This window comes from Pseudomonas putida (assembly GCF_026625125.1).
Lineage (GTDB): Bacteria > Pseudomonadota > Gammaproteobacteria > Pseudomonadales > Pseudomonadaceae > Aquipseudomonas > Aquipseudomonas putida_X.
On sequence record NZ_CP113097.1, the window covers coordinates 3,610,603 to 3,625,585 of the forward strand.

Below are 14,983 nucleotides of genomic sequence, written 5' to 3' on the forward strand. Positions count from 1 at the left end.
TTACCACGGTTTGACGCCTGGCAGGTTTCAACCCGCCATGCGCTGAAAACCAGGGGCGTATACAAATCCGGAGAACAGCCGGCGGGCGGTTCGAACCACCGAGGCCTGAATGGTCTGGCCATCCGGGCCACCGCGCGAAAGCGCGACATCGATACCGCCGCTAGGATGTTCCAGGCGCACTTCGGTGAGTGCTTGGGCGGTATCACCGAGCATGTCCATCACGACGGTGCCTGGGCTGACGCAGGCAGTTGCCAGCCCGATGGATCCTGTGATGGCCAGCGCCCGGTGGCAGTTGTGCGGCATGAAATACCTTACCTGCAGCGTACCGTCATAGCGCGGCGCAGAGATCAGCACGGGCTTGGGGATCACCATGTTGCTGACGTCGCCCAGGCCCATGGCCTTGCCCGCTTTCAGGCGCAGGGCTTCCAGGCGCTGCAGCAGGTGCGTGTTCGCATCCAGTTGCGCGGGGGTTTCCGAACCTGTCACGCCCATTTGCGCGGCATCGACGATCATCATCGGCATGGCCATGTCGATGCAGGTGACAGGGATACCGTCGATCACATCCTTGGCCTGCCCGGTAGGGAACAGCTTGCCAGTTTTGCTACCCACGGCATCGAGGAATGTCAGGTGCACCGGGGCGGCAGTCCCCGGCACGCCGTCGATCGCCGTACGCCCTTCGTAGCGCACGATGCCGCCGGGGGTCTCCACCAGCGAATTGACGAACGTGTTGGTATTGAGGTTACGGATACGCACCAGGGTCTTGCCGTCATTGCCCTTGACCAGCCCTTGCTCGATGGCGAAAGGGCCCACGGCACACAGCATGTTGCCGCAGTTGGGGGCGGTATCGACGCGGCGCTGGGCAACCATCACTTGCACGAACAGGTAGTCGACGTCGGCGTCGGCATGCAGCGAAGGGCTGATGATGGCCACCTTGCTGGTCTGCGGGCTGCCACCGCCAATGCCGTCGATCTCCAGCTCGTGACCGGAGCCCATCAGGTTGATCAGCAGCTCGTCGCGCTCGACCACATTGGCTGGCAGATCCCACGCATGAAAGAACGGGCCTTTGGAGGTACCGCCGCGCATGAGCACACAAGGAATTCGTTGCATGACTACTGACTCTTGTTGATCAATTGGGGAAATTGATGTTCTGGACACAAGAGTGACAAAGTTTGATAAATCGATCCAATGCAAATATCGTAGCCATTGTTGCGTTTTACAAAACAATAAAGCGGTGAATTCCCTTAGGAAAACGTCATGGAATATGAGCTGCAAGACATCAGATCTTTCGTGAAAATCGCCGAACTTGGCAGCTTCCACGAGGCGGCGGAGGTGCTGCACCTGTCACAACCGGCGTTGAGCCGGCGGATAAAAAAGCTCGAAGAGGGCCTGGGAACGCCCTTGCTCGAACGGACCACCCGGCGCGTGAGCCTGACCACGGTCGGCCGCGACTTTCTGCCCAAGGCCAGGCGCCTGCTGGACGATTTCGAAGATTCGATCCTGAGCATTCGTGAACTTGCCGAGCGCCAGACCGGCCAAGTGACCCTGGCCTGCATCCCGACCGCTGCGTTTTACTTCCTGCCCTCGGTGATTCGGGACTACAACGAGCAGTACCCGAAAATCCGTATTCGGCTGCTGGACCTCAGTGCCAACGAGGGGCTGGAGGCGGTGCTGCGCGGTGAAGCCGATTTCGGTATCAACATGATGAGCGGCCAGCATCCGGATATCGAGTTCGTGTCGCTGGTGCAGGAGCGTTTCGTGCTGGCGTGCCGGCGCGATCACGAACTGGCCGATCGCGCATCGGTCACCTGGACAGAGCTTGCCGATTACAGGCTCATCGGCGTCGGGCGCCTGAGCGGCAATCGCATGTTGCTGGACCATGCGCTGTCCGGCCTCAGCTGGCGGCCGAAGTGGTTCTATGAGGTGCAGCACCTTTCCACCTCGTTGGGCATGGTCGAAGCGGGGCTGGGGGTGTCGGCCATGCCAAGCCTGGCCATGCCGGCTGCCGACCATCCGACGTTGGTGAGCGTTCCGCTGATGGAGCCCGAGGTGACGCGTACGCTCGGGCTGGTGTATCGGCGTGGGGCCTCGCTTTCACCTGCGGCAGAAAAGTTCGTTTCCATTCTGCTGGAGAAATGGCCGAATCGTTGATCGGTCGTGGCCAGCCACGCATCAGGTTGAGCGTTGTCCTTGGAATCGTTGCAGGGTGAATGATGAAAGATCGAGGTCGGTCCAGCCCCGGATGCACCACTGTGCGAATGCCTCGCCCAAGGCGGCGGAGTGCTTGAAACCATGGCCAGAGCACGCTGACGCCACCAGGGTGTGCTTCAGCGCAGGGTGTTCATCGATGATGAAGTGGCGATCGGCAGTGACGGTGTAGGCGCAAACAGCCGACTTGACGACCCTGTCGGTCACCCCGGCGATACGGCCTTGTACTTGCGACTCATACATCTGCCGCTGTTCTTCTGCGTTCACGGTCCGGTCCAGCAGGTCGGGCAGCGATGCCGTGTGGTATTGGGCCGTGGCGATTTTCATGCTGCCCTCCCCGGGCAGCGCTGGGAAACCATAGTTGATTTTGTCGTCCCCGCGCCCATGGGTGAGGATGAATGTTGGCGATGCACCCTCAAGGCCCGCCTCGGCTTCGAGCTCGAACCAGAACAGCTTCTGCCGGTAGACCCCCAGCAAACGGTCGAACGGCTCGCCCAACAAACCGCCCGCCCAGTTGCCGGCGCTGAACACCAGCTTGCGCGCCTTTAATGTGCGCAGGTTGGTGCAGACCGTGACACCGCAGTCATCCGAGCTGATCTGAGTGACCGTTTCTGCTGTGTGCAGCGTCGCCCCGTGTTGCATTGCCAGGCGCAGCTGCACGTCGATGCACCGCTCGGGGCGCACGAAGCCGCCACCGGGCTCGAAGTAGCCGATCGCATCGTCGCGCACATTGGCAAATTGCGGGAAGCGTTGACGGATCTGTGCGGCGCCAAGCACTTCGTGCTCGATTCCATAGGCCTGGGCCAGGCCTATGGTGCGCAAGGTGAAATCGCTTTTATCGTGCGGATCGAAGTCGGGACTGGAGGTCAGTGCAAGCAGACCGGACTGTTCGAACAACGATTCGCCAGACAGCGCCTCAAGTTCACGCCAGATCTGCTGAGCCCTCTTCACGATCGGCACGTACTGGGCACCCTCGCCGACGGAAAGACGCGTAATGCGCGTATCACCGTGGCTCGAGCCGAGGGTATGCGGTGGGTGGTAGCGATCGACCCCCACCACATCGACGCCCGCCTTGGCCAGTTGATAAGCGGTGGCGGCCCCCATTGCACCAAGCCCGATGACGACTACTTCGCAATGCTCCACTGACTATCGCTCGCTCAAAAAAGGCGGTAGTTGAAAGCAGGCGGGCCCAGGAAACAAAGAATTAAAGGGTATATCGATATGCCCTTGCGCAGGCCGTGTTCACCATCAGCCTTGCTTCACTGGCGCGGATGCCGCTGGGCGGGCGCGGTGAGCAGCCTTGCCGGCCCGATCGCTTGCCACCCACAGCAGCAGTGAGAAGCCCACCGCCAGCACTGCAATCAGCGCGCCCACCCAGCCCAGCGCAGCCAGCCCCAGTTGCTCGATGGTGAAGCCGCCAATCACAGCGCCCAACCCGATGCCCGCGTTCGCCGCCGAGACATTCAATGTGCCGGCCAGGGCCTGCGCTTTGGCACCTGCGATCATCACGCGTACCTGGCAAACAGGGAACAACGCGGTATACGCAATACCCCACGCGGCCAAGGCCACCACCAGTAACCACCGCGTATCGACCGCAGGCGGCGCGCCTGCCATGCCGGCGCCCAGCACCGTCAGCAGCACGATGGTCGCGCCAAGCGGGCTGCGGTCGACCAGCCGCCCGCCGATGGCGTTGCCGATCATGCCCACCGCACCGAAGCCCATCAGCCACCAGCCGACCTGCGCGCTGGGCACGTGGGCAAGGCGCTCGAGGATGTCGGCCAGGTAGGTGTAGGCGCTGAACATCGCAGTGAACACCACCACAGAGAGCGCGACATGGAAGATGAATTTCGGGTCCCGCAGGATAATCGTCTGGCGTTCGCCGCCCGCCCTTTTGGGCGCCTCCGGCAGCTGTGGCAGGCACACCCACATCAGCAGCGCGATGACCAGGCAAAGGCCCGAGATCAGCCAGAAGGTGCCCCGCCAGCCGAGGGCATCGGCTGCCAGTGTGCCCAGCGGAATGCCGAACACGAACGCCGCCGTGATGCCCAGATAGACCCGGGCGACGGCCTTGCCTTCATTGCCTTTACCCGCCAGCTGGCCTGCCGATTCACTGGCGGTGCCCCAGAACACCGGAAGCGTGGCAGCAGCCAGGATGCGCGACAAGGCCATGGTCCAGAAATCCGTAGCGACCGCCGACAGCGCATTGGATGCGGCGAAGATGATCAGCACCCCGAGAAACACCTTTTTGCGGTCCCAGTGGGATATGGCAGCGGTGAGAAACGGCCCGACGAGCATCACGGTAAAGGCGAAAACGGTGACCAACTGGCCCGCTTTCGGCACAGAAATACCCAGATCACGGGCGAGCCCGGGCAAGATGCCGAGGATGATGAATTCGGTGGTCAGCACAGCGAACGCCGCCATCGTAAGGATCAGAATGCTGGTGCCTGCACGGGCATCTGCTGCCCCCGACAGGGACGCAGGGTTGGCATGCATGAGCGACTACTCCAGAACAGGGAATTGGAGCAGGAGGGTATCCTGGAATAAAATTATCGTCTTTGGTATTTAAGAAAGGCCATTTGAGAAATTCATTCAACAATTGGAGGCGTCTTTGCTCAATGAACAACGCTTGAAGGGCATTGCGGTCTTCATTTGCGTGGCAGAGGCCGGAAGCTTCACTGCTGCGGCCGAACGCATGAGCCTGACCACCTCCGCCGTCAGTAAAAGCGTGACCCGGCTGGAGCAACGCCTGAACATGAAGCTCTTCGCACGCACCACACGGCGCTTGGCGCTGACCGATGCGGGAGCCGATTACTACCAGACCTGCAAGCAGATCCTGGCCAGCCTTGAAGAGGCCGAAATGCAGATGCACAGTGCCCAGGTCGAGCCCTGTGGCCGGGTGCGCATCGACTTGCCTGCTTCTTACGGCAAACTGCGGGTACTGCCCTTGCTCATCGAGCTGATTGCCGAGCATGAGCTGCTGATGCCACATATCACGCTCACGGACCGCTTCCTCGACCCCATCGAGCATGACATCGACATCCTGGTGCGCATTGGCGGGCCGCACATCTGGCCCCAAGGTGTAGAGCGGCGGCTGATTGGCGTGCAGCAGCACATCTTTTGCGCCGCACCGGGTTATCTGCAACGCCGGGGCGTGCCTGAAACGGAACGGGACCTCCATGAGCACGGCTGCGTGCTTTATGGCAGGACCGACGGCGGTGTATATCCGCTGCACTTCCCAGGTGCCCATGCCAGTGACAGCGAGCAGCGCGTGGTCTCGGGCCGTATTGCCATCGGCAACGCAGAAGGCCAGCTTGCCATGGTGCTGGCCGGGCTGGGAGTGGGCCAGTTGCCCTCCTGGCTGGTGCAGGAGCATCTTGATGCGGGCTCGCTGGTCCAGATCCTGCCGCAGCTGAGCACCACCGGCCTGCCTATCAACGTCGCATGGCTGAAAAGCCGGCAGTCGCTTCCCAAAGTAGCCGCATTGGTCGATGCCATCTGCACCAGGCTGAGCGAGCAAGCAACAGCCAACGCCGGCTAGCGGGATTGCTCAGCGCTTTGCTTTCCTGGTGCAGGCTGGGTGGTCGAGAGCTCCAACGCCCCCCTGAGCAAGGCATTGAGCATCGCGCCGGCATCACCACCCTGCCCCTCCAGCAGGCGCAGTGGAATACCCTTGAGCGCAGTCGCCGATTCGGCCAGGCCATCACCGAGCAGCGCCAATGGGCAGGCAATATCCATCTGCAAGGCGCGCAGACGATCTGCCAGGCCACGGCTCACAGGGGGCTGCACCAGCAGCACCAGCGCGGCAGGCGCAATGGCTGCACACAACAGGGGCAACTCCTCCAGCGGTTGTTCGCTGCTGAGCACCTCAATCCGCTGCTGCTCGCCGCTCATCAGCAAGCCGTGGCACAGCAGTTCAAACTCAGCGCTGCCACCGGTGCCGGCCAACAGCACGCGAGGGGCGGCGGCCTGGTTCAACTGCAGGCGTAGCAGCAAACGGGCGCGCAGAAAGGCATCGAGAAACAGCCACTGGCTCCGCTGGCCGTATGAGCTGCCTGACTGTAATGTGCGCCACACAGGCATCAGTATGTCGAGCAGCACCGTGGATTTGGGCAACAGTGTGAACAGCTGGCCATGAATGGCTTCTAGCGCCTGGCCATCGAACGCCAGGGTTGCGCGGAGCACGGCAGCGCGCCACGTGGCATAGCCATCGGCAGCCGGTTCAACCGTTTGCTCATAGGCGTCTCGCCGCCTGGCCAGCATTTCGCTGACTTTGCTGATCGGCAGCCCGCTGGCGGTCCAGCGCAGTATGTCGCGGATGTGCTGCACATCCTGTGCGGTGTACAGCCGGTGACCACCCTCGGTACGCTGCGGCTGGATCAGGCCATGACGGCGCTCCCAGGCACGCAAGGTCACCGGGTTGACCCCGGTCAGGCTGACAACGTCACGCATTGGCAACAGGTCGGTGAAGGTCGCTTCGTTCATTGCGGCGGATCATCAGGGCGGTTACACATACTAAACCTATAGCTGCATGCAGGCTAAGCTGCGCATAAGCATACGCAACCACTTCAAGGAGGCCCCATGATCGACGCAAAACTCCTGCAATTGATGGTCGAGGCGTCCAACGACGGCATCGTCATTGCCGAGCAGGAAGGAAACGACAGCATCCTCATCTACGTCAACCCCGCCTTCGAGCGCCTGACCGGCTACGCTGCCGATGACATTCTCTACCAGGATTGCCGCTTCCTGCAGGGGCAGGACCATGATCAGGAGGCGCTGGACGCCATTCGCCAGGCCATCCGGGACGGGCGCCCGTGCTGCCAGGTGCTGCGCAATTACCGCAAGGATGGCAGCCTGTTCTGGAATGAACTGTCGATTTCGCCAATACGCAACGAGGCCGATCAATTGACGTATTACATTGGCATACAGCGTGATGTCACGGCCCAGGTGTTTGCCGAGGAAAGGGTACGAGAGCTGGAAGCAGAGGTGGCCCAATTGCGCCGGCAACTGGATGAAAGGGACAGCTGACACGCCCATGCAAAACTGTACAAAAATATGACCCTGTATAGCTTTATGCGGCGGGATCGACTATACCTGTACAAGAAACCATTTTTGTACAGGGCCGCGCATGTCAAGCTACCTGCAAACCTTCGCCGAACGCTTTGCCAGCCTCGATGCGAACAACCTCGACCGCTTGGGTGACTTGTACAGCGAAGATGTCACCTTCCGCGACCCCTTGCACAAGATCGACGGGCTGAGCGACCTGCGCGCGTACTTTGCAGAGCTCTACGCCAATACCCAGGAGGTGCACTACACCTTCGAGGGTACCGACGAAGTCCAACCCGGCCACGGCTACATTCGCTGGACGCTGAACTTCCGCCACCCACGCCTGGCCAACGGGCGCCTGATCAGTTTGCAGGGTTGCAGCCACCTGCGCTGGCATGAACGCGTGCACTTCCATCAAGACTACTTCGACGCCGGCGCACTGCTTTATGAGCATGTACCGGTGATGGGCAGCGCTGTGCGTTGGCTCAAGGGGCGGCTGGCATGAGCCGCTGTTGGCTGACGGGCGCCAGCAGCGGCATCGGCGCTGCGCTGGCGCAACAGCTGCTTGAGCAGGGGCATCAGGTGGCGCTGGGTGGCCGGCAAGCGGAAAAACTGGCGCCGCTGGCCGCCCAGTACCCCCAACAGACGCTGCAGGCCATCGGCGATATCAGTGACCCTCGACAGGTCGCTGATGTTGCCGCGCACATCGAGCGCAACTGGGGCGCGCTCGACCTGGTAATCCTCAATGCAGGCACCTGTGAATACCTGGAGCCAGGCCATTTCGACCCAGAGCTGGTCGAGCGCGTGGTGCGCACCAACCTGCTCGGCGTCAGTCACTGCCTGCAGGCTGCCCTGCCCTTGCTGCGCCGCGGTCGACGCCCGCACCTGGTGGTGATCGGCAGCTCGGTATCCTGGCTGGCGCTGCCCCGTGCCGGGGCCTATGGCGCCTCCAAAGCGGCCGTGCGCTACCTGATCGAGTCCCTGCGCATCGATCTGGTCAACGAGGGCATCGATGTCACGCTGGTCAGCCCTGGCTTTGTCGATACGCCATTGACCCGCCGCAATGACTTCCCCATGCCCCAGATCTGGAGTGCAGAGCGCGCCGCCAGGCACATTGCCGAGCGCATACCCAAGCGCCCGCTGGAAATCAACTTCCCCGGTGTCTTCACTGTGGTACTGCGCCTGCTGGGCGCAATGCCGGTGCGCTGGCGACTGAAGCTAGGCCAGCGCCTGGCACGTAAGCAACAGGACTGAAATAAACATGCGCATCGCAATCATCGGCAGCGGCATTGCCGGCCTCACCTGTGCCTATCTGCTGTCTCGGCGGCATGAAGTCACCGTATTCGAGGCCGCCGACTGGATCGGTGGCCACACCCATACCGTCGATGTCCAATGGGGTGGCCGGCAATACGCTGTGGACACCGGTTTTATCGTGTTCAACGACTGGACCTACCCGCACTTCATCCGCCTGCTCGACCAGCTCAAGGTTGCCTCCCGGCCCACTGAAATGAGCTTTTCGGTGCATGACCCGCGCAGCGGCTTCGAATACAACGGCCATGACCTGAACACGCTGTTCGCCCAGCGCAGCAACCTGCTATCGCCAGGCTTCTGGGGCATGCTGCGCGATATCCTGCGCTTCAACCGCAAGGCCATTGCCGACCTGGACAGCCAACGTATCGACGAGGCCACCACCCTGGGCGGCTACCTGCAGACGCAAGGCTATGGCCAGCGTTTTATCGACCACTACATCGTGCCAATGGGCTCGGCGATCTGGTCGATGTCACGCGCTGACATGCTCAGTTTTCCGCTGCAGTTCTTCGTGCGTTTTTGCCGTAACCACGGCCTTCTCTCGGTGAGCAACCGCCCGCAGTGGCGGGTGATCGAAGGCGGCTCGCGCAGCTACCTGGCGCCGTTGTGCAAACCCTTTGCCGAGCGCATCCGCCTCAACTGCCCTGTTGACCGGGTCAGCCGTGACGCAGGTGGCGTGACCGTGTTCAGCGCGGCCGGTAGCGAACGTTTCGACAGCGTGGTGTTCGCCTGCCACAGCGATCAGGCGTTGGCCTTGCTGGAGGCGCCGAGTGCCGATGAGCGTGCAGTGCTCGGCGCCATCACCTATGCCAGCAACGATGTGGTGCTGCATACCGACACCCGGCTGCTGCCCACCCGACGCAAAGCCTGGGCCAGCTGGAACTACCGCCTTGGCGGGCCGCAACAGGCACCGGCTGCGCTGACCTACGCGATGAACATCCTGCAAGGTATCGAAGCGCCGGTGACCTTCTGCGTGAGCCTGAACCAGACCGCGCTGGTGGACCCGACGCAGATCCTCGCTCGCTTCAACTACGCGCATCCGCAGTACAGCCTTGTCGCCCTCGCCGCCCAGGCCCGGCAGGCTGAACTGCAGGGCCGCCAGCACAGCTACTTCTGCGGCGCCTACTGGGCCAACGGCTTCCACGAGGACGGTGTGGTCAGCGCCTTGAAAGTGGCCGAGTGTTTTGGGGAAGCGTTGTGATCAGCAGCCTGTGCCACGGTTGGGTCAGCCATCGGCGCCTGACCCCGCGCCAGCATGCCTTTCGCTATCGTATCGGCATGCTCTACCTGAACCTGGATGAGCAAACCCACCTGCTCAGCCTCAGCCGCTGGCTGGGGCGGTCGCGACTGGCGCCGCTGAGCTGGCGCGAAAGCGATTACCTGCCAGCGCTGACCGGCAATGGCACGCCACTGGCCCAGGCCGCTCGGCAATTGGTTGGCCAGGCGACCGGGCAAACGCCGGAAGGCGCCGTACACCTGTTGACCCAGCCGCGCTGCTGGGGCCTTTCGTTCAACCCGGTGAGTGTCTACTTCTGCCACGACCAGGCGGGCCAGTTGCAAGCCATCCTGCTGGAGGTGCGCAACACGCCATGGCGCGAGCGCTTTCACTACGTATTGCCGGTGCAGGACGGCCTGTCTACCGGGTTTTCCGTGGCCAAGGCGTTTCATGTGTCGCCGTTCATGCCCCTGGACATGGAGTACCGCCTGCGTTTCTTGCTCGATGCGCGGCGCGTGCACGTGCACATGGAGAACTGGCGCGAAGGGCAAAAGGTGTTCGATGCCGACCTGGCGCTGCAGCGCGGGCCGCTGGATCGCACTGCCCTGCACCGCCACATCCTGAGTTTCCCCTGGATGAGCCTGCGCACCGTAGCGGCCATCTATTGGCAGGCCTTGCAGCTACTGCTCAAGCGCACGCCCGTCCACGACCATAGCGCCAGCCTGGGCAACCTGAGCCTGGGCCAAGCCGCCTCCAAGGAGTTAGATGATGACCGAGCCCACCCTGAGCGTTAGCAAGTCCACCGGCCTGACACCGCTGCTTGGCAACCTGGCCAGGACCGCCGTACTGGCCCAGTTGCGCGGCTTGGCCCACGGCAGTTTGCGGGTCATCTGCAATGATCGTCAGTGGACCTTCGGTGAAGCCGGCAGCGCCCTGCAAGCCGAGGTCGAGATCGTTGACGAGGCCGCCTGGAGCCTGGTCGCCAGTAACGGCTCGATCGGCGCTGGGGAAGGCTATATCCATGGCTACTGGCGCACCCCTGACCTGGCCGCGGTCACCCGTTTGTTCGTCGCCAACCTTGAGGTGCTCGATGCCATGGAGGGCGGGCTGGCACGCCTGGCACGCCCGGCCCTGCACCTGCTGCACCGGCTCAACCGCAACAGCCGACGCGGTGCGCGGCGCAACATCCTGGCCCATTACGACCTGGGCAACGCCTTGTTCGAACGCCTGCTCGACCCAACCATGATGTACTCGGCGGCGCAGTTCGAGAGCGCCGAGCAAACCCTGGAGCAGGCGCAACTGAACAAGCTTGAACGCATCTGCCAGAAGCTCGAACTCAAACCCCACGAACACCTGCTGGAAATCGGTACCGGCTGGGGCAGCCTGGCCATCCATGCTGCCACCCGGTATGGCTGCCGCGTCACCACCACGACGCTGTCCGAGGCGCAGTACGCCCACACCCAACAGCGGGTGCAAGCGCTGGGCCTCACGCAACAGATCACGGTACTGCGCGAGGACTACCGCGACCTGAGCGGGCGCTTCGACAAGCTGGTTTCGATCGAGATGATTGAAGCCGTCGGCCACCGGTACCTGCCCACCTACTTCCGCCAGTGTGCCGCCCTGCTCAAAGAGGATGGCCTGATGCTGCTGCAGGCCATCACCATTCGCGACCAACGATATGCCCAGGCGCGGCGCTCGGTGGACTTCATTCAGCGCTACATATTCCCGGGCGGTGCGCTGCCATCCTTGACCGTGCTGCTGGACACCGCCAGCCGCAAGACCGGGTTGAATCTGGTGCATATGGAGGACTTTGGCCAGGACTATGCCCGCACCTTGCGCCACTGGCGCGATAACCTGCGCCAGGCGCGCACGGCACTCAAGGAACTGGGTTACGACGAAACCTTCCAGCGCCTGTGGGAGTTCTACCTGTGTTACTGCCAGGGCGGTTTCGAGGAGCGTGCCATCGGCGTGGCGCAATTGTTGTGGGCCGCGCCGAAGGCCCGTCGGGCGCCTTTGTCAGGTGCCTGAACATGTCCCGTACCTGGCTTGTCGCCAACGCCGTAGGGTTGCAGGCTGGCTGGTGGGTGTGTGTACTCGGCGCCCACACGCCCTGGTTGCTTGCGCTGGTACCGTTGGGCCTGGCGCTGCACTTGGGTTATTGCCATGAGCGCCGGGCAGAAGCGCGTGCGCTGCTGGCGGTAGGGTTTGCAGGTTGCCTGCTGGACAGCATCTTGGGGGCGCTGGGGGTATTCGCGTTTGCCCAGTGGCCCCTGCCCGGCTGGCTGGCCCTGATGTGGCTGGTATTGGCCAGCGGTTTACGCCACAGCCTGGCTTGGGCTACCCACCCACTATGGCTCGGGGCGCTGCTGGGACTGTTCGGTGGGCCGTTGGCCTACCTGGCCGGGGCGCGGCTGGCCGGTGTGGAACTGCCGATGGGGCCCATGCCTACCGCCCTGCTGCTGGCAGCGGTCTGGGCGGTGGCATTTCCGTTGATGCTACGCCTGGCAAGAGCAACCTGAGTCACGGCACAGCCGTTGGCAGGCGGCGGAAGAACAAGGTGATCTGCCCAACCTCCACACCCAGCTTGCGCATGCTCGAGCGGTTGATCAGGGTGTCCTCATCCATCAGGTACATCCAGTCATCGATGTCCATTTCCCAATGCCGGCCGTCGACCGGCAGGTCCAGGCGGTAGCGCCAGTGCAAAGCATTGCCCGCAACCTCGCCGCGGGCTTCGCCGATCACATCGCCCGCACGCCCGCGCCAGCGCCCGGGGCCGTCCGGGGTCAGGGTCCAGGTGCGTTGCTGACGCGTACCGTCGCTGTACACGAAGTGCTCGTCAAGAATCAGCCGGTCCCCTTCGCGGCGGCTGTCGATGCGCACATCGAAGCGTTTGACCACCTCCCCCGAGCGATTCTGGAAAATGCCCCAAGCCTGCACCGGCACGGAAAAGAATGTGACCAGGTCCAGCGCGGGTTTTTCACGGGCGTAATGGTCGACTTCGACATTGCCGCAGCTGGCCAGCAGCAGGCAGCCGACCAGTAGCAAGATTCTTCGCATGTTCAATCTCCTGGTTCATTACCGGCCAGGCCGAGCAGGCGCTGGCGCAGTTGGGGGTCACGGGCACGCGGGTCCAGCCAGATACCAAAAAATGCCCGGGCGAATGCCGGGTCGGCGATTTCGCGACGCAGTTGGCCATCGACATAGAACCGACTGCCCTGCCCCGGCAGGTACACCCCGGTGATGCGCGTGCCTGGGCGCACATCGACGAACGCCCCGTTCATCGCCTGTGCCCAACGCTCAAGCGTGGCCTCGGCCAGAGGACGGTCGCTGAGGCGACGCATTTCATCGAGGCTGGCCTGCACCAGCGTGTCGCGTGACAGCTCCCGGTGGTAGCGAAGCTCCAGGGCAAACGGCTCATTCCAACCCTGCGGTGAGCCGGCGCTCCACAAACGGGCGGTATAGACACGCAGGCCGAACCAGGTGAACTCACCGCTGCCCACGGTGCGTGCGTCCGGCACCGCTGGCCGCCAGTCCGCCACGGCGGGTGGCAAGGCGGTAAGCGCCACGGTAAGCACGAACAGATTCAGGGCTGAGATAGAGCTGCGCATGGCCATACGTTGAAGACCGTGATACCTAAATATTGTACAAGTATATTTTCATGTACAACTTTATGTAGAGATATCGGTTGTTTCACGCAAAATAATGACGGACGGCGACTGTTCGGTTATCGAACGCTAGAGCATTCTCTGGCATTGACGGCCCTTGTTTCACTGCTCACCATGCCCGGCCTTGCGAGTGCTCCCTGCCTTGAGCCAAACCCGCGGGCTAGAAGCATCCAGCAACTCATTACAATTTCAAGAAACAGGTACATCGGCCATGCCTCCTATTCCCCCTGCTTCCATGGGCAGCAAGATTCGCGACGCCTTCGCTGTCGGCAAGACGCGCTGGGGCATGCTTGCCCTGGTGTTCTTCGCCACCACACTCAATTACATCGACCGCGCCGCCCTCGGCATCATGCAGCCCATGCTGGCCAAGGACATGAGCTGGACGGCGATGGACTACGCCAACATCAACTTCTGGTTCCAGGTGGGTTACGCCATCGGCTTCCTGCTGCAGGGCCGGTTGATCGACAACATCGGCGTAAAACGCGCATTCTTCATGGCGGTACTGCTCTGGAGCCTGGCCACCGGGGCCCACGGCTTGGCCACATCGGCCGCAGGCTTCATGGTCTGCCGCTTCATCCTCGGCCTGACCGAGGCCGCCAACTACCCAGCCTGTGTGAAGACCACCCGGCTGTGGTTCCCCGCAGGTGAAAGAGCCATCGCCACCGGGCTGTTCAACGCCGGTACCAACGTTGGCGCGATGGTCACCCCGGCGCTGCTGCCAGTGATCCTGGCTGCCTGGGGCTGGCAGGCGGCCTTTATCGCCATGGGCTGCCTGGGGCTGGTCTGGGTGGTGTTCTGGGGCTTGAAATACTTCAACCCCGAAGAGCACCCCACCGTGCGCCAGAGCGAGCTGGAGTACATTCAGCGCGAGGCCGAGCCTGAGGCGGTACGTGTGCCCTTCAGCCTTATCATGCGCATGCGCGGTACCTGGGCCTTCGCCGTGGCGTTCGCGATCACCGCACCGGTGTTCTGGTTCTACCTGTACTGGCTGCCACCTTTTCTCAACCAGCAGTACAACCTGGGCATCAGCGTGACCCAGATGGGCATCCCGCTGATCCTGATCTGGCTAACGGCCGACTTCGGCAGCATTGGCGGCGGCATCCTTTCGTCCTGGCTCATAGGCCGTGGCGTACGCGCCATACGGGCCCGCCTGATATCGATGCTGATCTTCGCCTGCACCATGATCAGCGTGACCTTCGCCGCCAACGCCAGTGGCCTGTGGGTAGCGGTGCTCGCCATTGCCGTGGCGGTCGGCGCGCACCAGGCCTGGACGGCGAACATATGGAGCCTGCTGATGGATTACACGCCCAAGCACCTGATAAGCACGGTGTTCGGCTTTGGCAGCATGTGTGCGGCCATCGGCGGCATGTTCATGACGCAGATCGTCGGCACGGTGCTGACGGTTACCAATAACAACTACGCCGTGCTGTTCACCATGATCCCGGCGATGTACTTCATTGCACTGGTGTGGTTGTACTTCATGGCACCGCGCAAGGTGGAAGCGGCGTAAGGGGCAGTTGCGTTCTTCCGGCAGGGCCTGCCGGCA

General features: G+C 62.5%; 16 protein-coding genes. 10 read left to right on the forward strand and 6 right to left on the reverse strand.

What is annotated here, in order from left to right; translation table 11 throughout:
- Nucleotides 1-27: 27 nt before the first annotated feature.
- Nucleotides 28-1,107, reverse strand: coding sequence for a 4-oxalomesaconate tautomerase (locus OSW16_RS16525; RefSeq protein WP_267816889.1), 1,080 nt, complete (start codon nt 1,105-1,107; stop codon nt 28-30).
- A gap of 147 nt (nt 1,108-1,254) precedes the next feature.
- On the opposite strand from OSW16_RS16525, the gene OSW16_RS16530 reads away from it, so the two are divergent.
- Nucleotides 1,255-2,148, forward strand: a complete 894-nt coding sequence (locus OSW16_RS16530; RefSeq protein ID WP_241805308.1) for a LysR family transcriptional regulator — start codon at nt 1,255-1,257, stop codon at nt 2,146-2,148.
- 21 nt (nt 2,149-2,169) lie between these two features.
- Here OSW16_RS16530 and solA read toward each other — a convergent pair whose 3' ends face one another.
- Nucleotides 2,170-3,309 (reverse strand): N-methyl-L-tryptophan oxidase, encoded by a 1,140-nt coding sequence (gene solA / locus OSW16_RS16535; protein ID WP_418942014.1) that lies wholly within the window; start codon nt 3,307-3,309, stop codon nt 2,170-2,172.
- Nucleotides 3,310-3,453: 144 nt separating this feature from the next.
- Nucleotides 3,454-4,698, reverse strand: a complete 1,245-nt coding sequence (locus OSW16_RS16540; RefSeq protein ID WP_267816893.1) for an MFS transporter — start codon at nt 4,696-4,698, stop codon at nt 3,454-3,456.
- Nucleotides 4,699-4,813: 115 nt separating this feature from the next.
- On the opposite strand from OSW16_RS16540, the gene OSW16_RS16545 reads away from it, so the two are divergent.
- Entirely contained in the window at nt 4,814-5,743 is a 930-nt protein-coding gene (locus tag OSW16_RS16545; RefSeq protein ID WP_267816895.1) for a LysR family transcriptional regulator, read from the forward strand.
- Here OSW16_RS16545 and OSW16_RS16550 read toward each other — a convergent pair.
- Nucleotides 5,740-6,687, reverse strand: a complete 948-nt coding sequence (locus OSW16_RS16550; protein WP_267816897.1) for a MerR family transcriptional regulator — start codon at nt 6,685-6,687, stop codon at nt 5,740-5,742. The two genes, OSW16_RS16545 and OSW16_RS16550, sit on opposite strands and share 4 nt — an antisense overlap.
- A 96-nt stretch (nt 6,688-6,783) precedes the next feature.
- On the opposite strand from OSW16_RS16550, the gene OSW16_RS16555 reads away from it, so the two are divergent.
- The 7 genes from OSW16_RS16555 to OSW16_RS16585 all read left to right on the forward strand — a co-directional run bounded on the left by OSW16_RS16555 (nt 6,784) and on the right by OSW16_RS16585 (nt 12,291).
- A complete protein-coding gene (locus OSW16_RS16555; protein WP_267816899.1) occupies nt 6,784-7,230 on the forward strand; it encodes a PAS domain S-box protein in 447 nt (148 codons plus the stop codon).
- 100 nt (nt 7,231-7,330) lie between these two features.
- Nucleotides 7,331-7,753, forward strand: a complete 423-nt coding sequence (locus OSW16_RS16560; RefSeq protein WP_241805316.1) for a nuclear transport factor 2 family protein — start codon at nt 7,331-7,333, stop codon at nt 7,751-7,753.
- Complete coding sequence (locus OSW16_RS16565; RefSeq protein WP_241805317.1) at nt 7,750-8,502, forward strand: SDR family NAD(P)-dependent oxidoreductase; 753 nt, start codon at nt 7,750-7,752, stop codon at nt 8,500-8,502. The genes OSW16_RS16560 and OSW16_RS16565 overlap by 4 nt, the downstream gene beginning before the upstream one ends.
- A 7-nt stretch (nt 8,503-8,509) precedes the next feature.
- The gene (locus OSW16_RS16570) at nt 8,510-9,757 is read left to right on the forward strand and encodes an NAD(P)/FAD-dependent oxidoreductase (RefSeq protein WP_267816902.1); all 1,248 of its coding nucleotides are present in this window, start codon (nt 8,510-8,512) and stop codon (nt 9,755-9,757) included.
- Nucleotides 9,754-10,566 (forward strand): DUF1365 domain-containing protein, encoded by an 813-nt coding sequence (locus tag OSW16_RS16575; RefSeq protein WP_267816904.1) that lies wholly within the window; start codon nt 9,754-9,756, stop codon nt 10,564-10,566. Before OSW16_RS16570 ends, OSW16_RS16575 begins: the two co-directional genes overlap by 4 nt.
- The gene (locus tag OSW16_RS16580) at nt 10,541-11,800 is read left to right on the forward strand and encodes an SAM-dependent methyltransferase (RefSeq protein ID WP_267816906.1); all 1,260 of its coding nucleotides are present in this window, start codon (nt 10,541-10,543) and stop codon (nt 11,798-11,800) included. The genes OSW16_RS16575 and OSW16_RS16580 overlap by 26 nt, the downstream gene beginning before the upstream one ends.
- Nucleotides 11,801-11,802: 2 nt before the next feature.
- Nucleotides 11,803-12,291 (forward strand): DUF2878 domain-containing protein, encoded by a 489-nt coding sequence (locus OSW16_RS16585; RefSeq protein WP_267816908.1) that lies wholly within the window; start codon nt 11,803-11,805, stop codon nt 12,289-12,291.
- A gap of 1 nt (nt 12,292) precedes the next feature.
- Here OSW16_RS16585 and OSW16_RS16590 read toward each other — a convergent pair whose 3' ends face one another.
- Together OSW16_RS16590 and OSW16_RS16595 are read right to left on the reverse strand one after the other, a co-directional pair.
- Nucleotides 12,293-12,829: a DUF3833 domain-containing protein gene (locus tag OSW16_RS16590; protein WP_267816910.1), complete on the reverse strand. Its 537-nt coding sequence runs from the start codon at nt 12,827-12,829 to the stop codon at nt 12,293-12,295.
- Nucleotides 12,830-12,831: 2 nt separating this feature from the next.
- A complete protein-coding gene (locus tag OSW16_RS16595; protein ID WP_267816912.1) occupies nt 12,832-13,386 on the reverse strand; it encodes a chalcone isomerase family protein in 555 nt (184 codons plus the stop codon).
- A 262-nt stretch (nt 13,387-13,648) separates the two neighbouring features.
- On the opposite strand from OSW16_RS16595, the gene OSW16_RS16600 reads away from it, so the two are divergent.
- Entirely contained in the window at nt 13,649-14,947 is a 1,299-nt protein-coding gene (locus OSW16_RS16600) for an MFS transporter (protein ID WP_267816914.1), read from the forward strand.
- Nucleotides 14,948-14,983 lie beyond the last annotated feature (36 nt).

Excerpts from the sequence above, each read along its gene's own strand:
- OSW16_RS16550 (WP_267816897.1), bottom strand. The coding sequence starts at position 6,687 with ATGAACGAAGCGACCTTCACCGACCTGTTGCCAATGCGTGACGTTGTC.
- OSW16_RS16560 (WP_241805316.1), top strand. The coding sequence starts at position 7,331 with ATGTCAAGCTACCTGCAAACCTTCGCCGAACGCTTTGCCAGCCTCGAT.
- OSW16_RS16570 (WP_267816902.1), top strand. The coding sequence starts at position 8,510 with ATGCGCATCGCAATCATCGGCAGCGGCATTGCCGGCCTCACCTGTGCC.
- OSW16_RS16565 (WP_241805317.1), top strand. The coding sequence starts at position 7,750 with ATGAGCCGCTGTTGGCTGACGGGCGCCAGCAGCGGCATCGGCGCTGCG.
- OSW16_RS16530 (WP_241805308.1), top strand. The coding sequence starts at position 1,255 with ATGGAATATGAGCTGCAAGACATCAGATCTTTCGTGAAAATCGCCGAA.
- OSW16_RS16600 (WP_267816914.1), top strand. The coding sequence starts at position 13,649 with ATGCCTCCTATTCCCCCTGCTTCCATGGGCAGCAAGATTCGCGACGCC.
- OSW16_RS16585 (WP_267816908.1), top strand. The coding sequence starts at position 11,803 with ATGTCCCGTACCTGGCTTGTCGCCAACGCCGTAGGGTTGCAGGCTGGC.
- OSW16_RS16590 (WP_267816910.1), bottom strand. The coding sequence starts at position 12,829 with ATGCGAAGAATCTTGCTACTGGTCGGCTGCCTGCTGCTGGCCAGCTGC.
- OSW16_RS16555 (WP_267816899.1), top strand. The coding sequence starts at position 6,784 with ATGATCGACGCAAAACTCCTGCAATTGATGGTCGAGGCGTCCAACGAC.
- solA (WP_418942014.1), bottom strand. The coding sequence starts at position 3,309 with ATGGGGGCCGCCACCGCTTATCAACTGGCCAAGGCGGGCGTCGATGTG.
- OSW16_RS16595 (WP_267816912.1), bottom strand. The coding sequence starts at position 13,386 with ATGGCCATGCGCAGCTCTATCTCAGCCCTGAATCTGTTCGTGCTTACC.
- OSW16_RS16580 (WP_267816906.1), top strand. The coding sequence starts at position 10,541 with ATGACCGAGCCCACCCTGAGCGTTAGCAAGTCCACCGGCCTGACACCG.
- OSW16_RS16540 (WP_267816893.1), bottom strand. The coding sequence starts at position 4,698 with ATGCATGCCAACCCTGCGTCCCTGTCGGGGGCAGCAGATGCCCGTGCA.
- OSW16_RS16525 (WP_267816889.1), bottom strand. The coding sequence starts at position 1,107 with ATGCAACGAATTCCTTGTGTGCTCATGCGCGGCGGTACCTCCAAAGGC.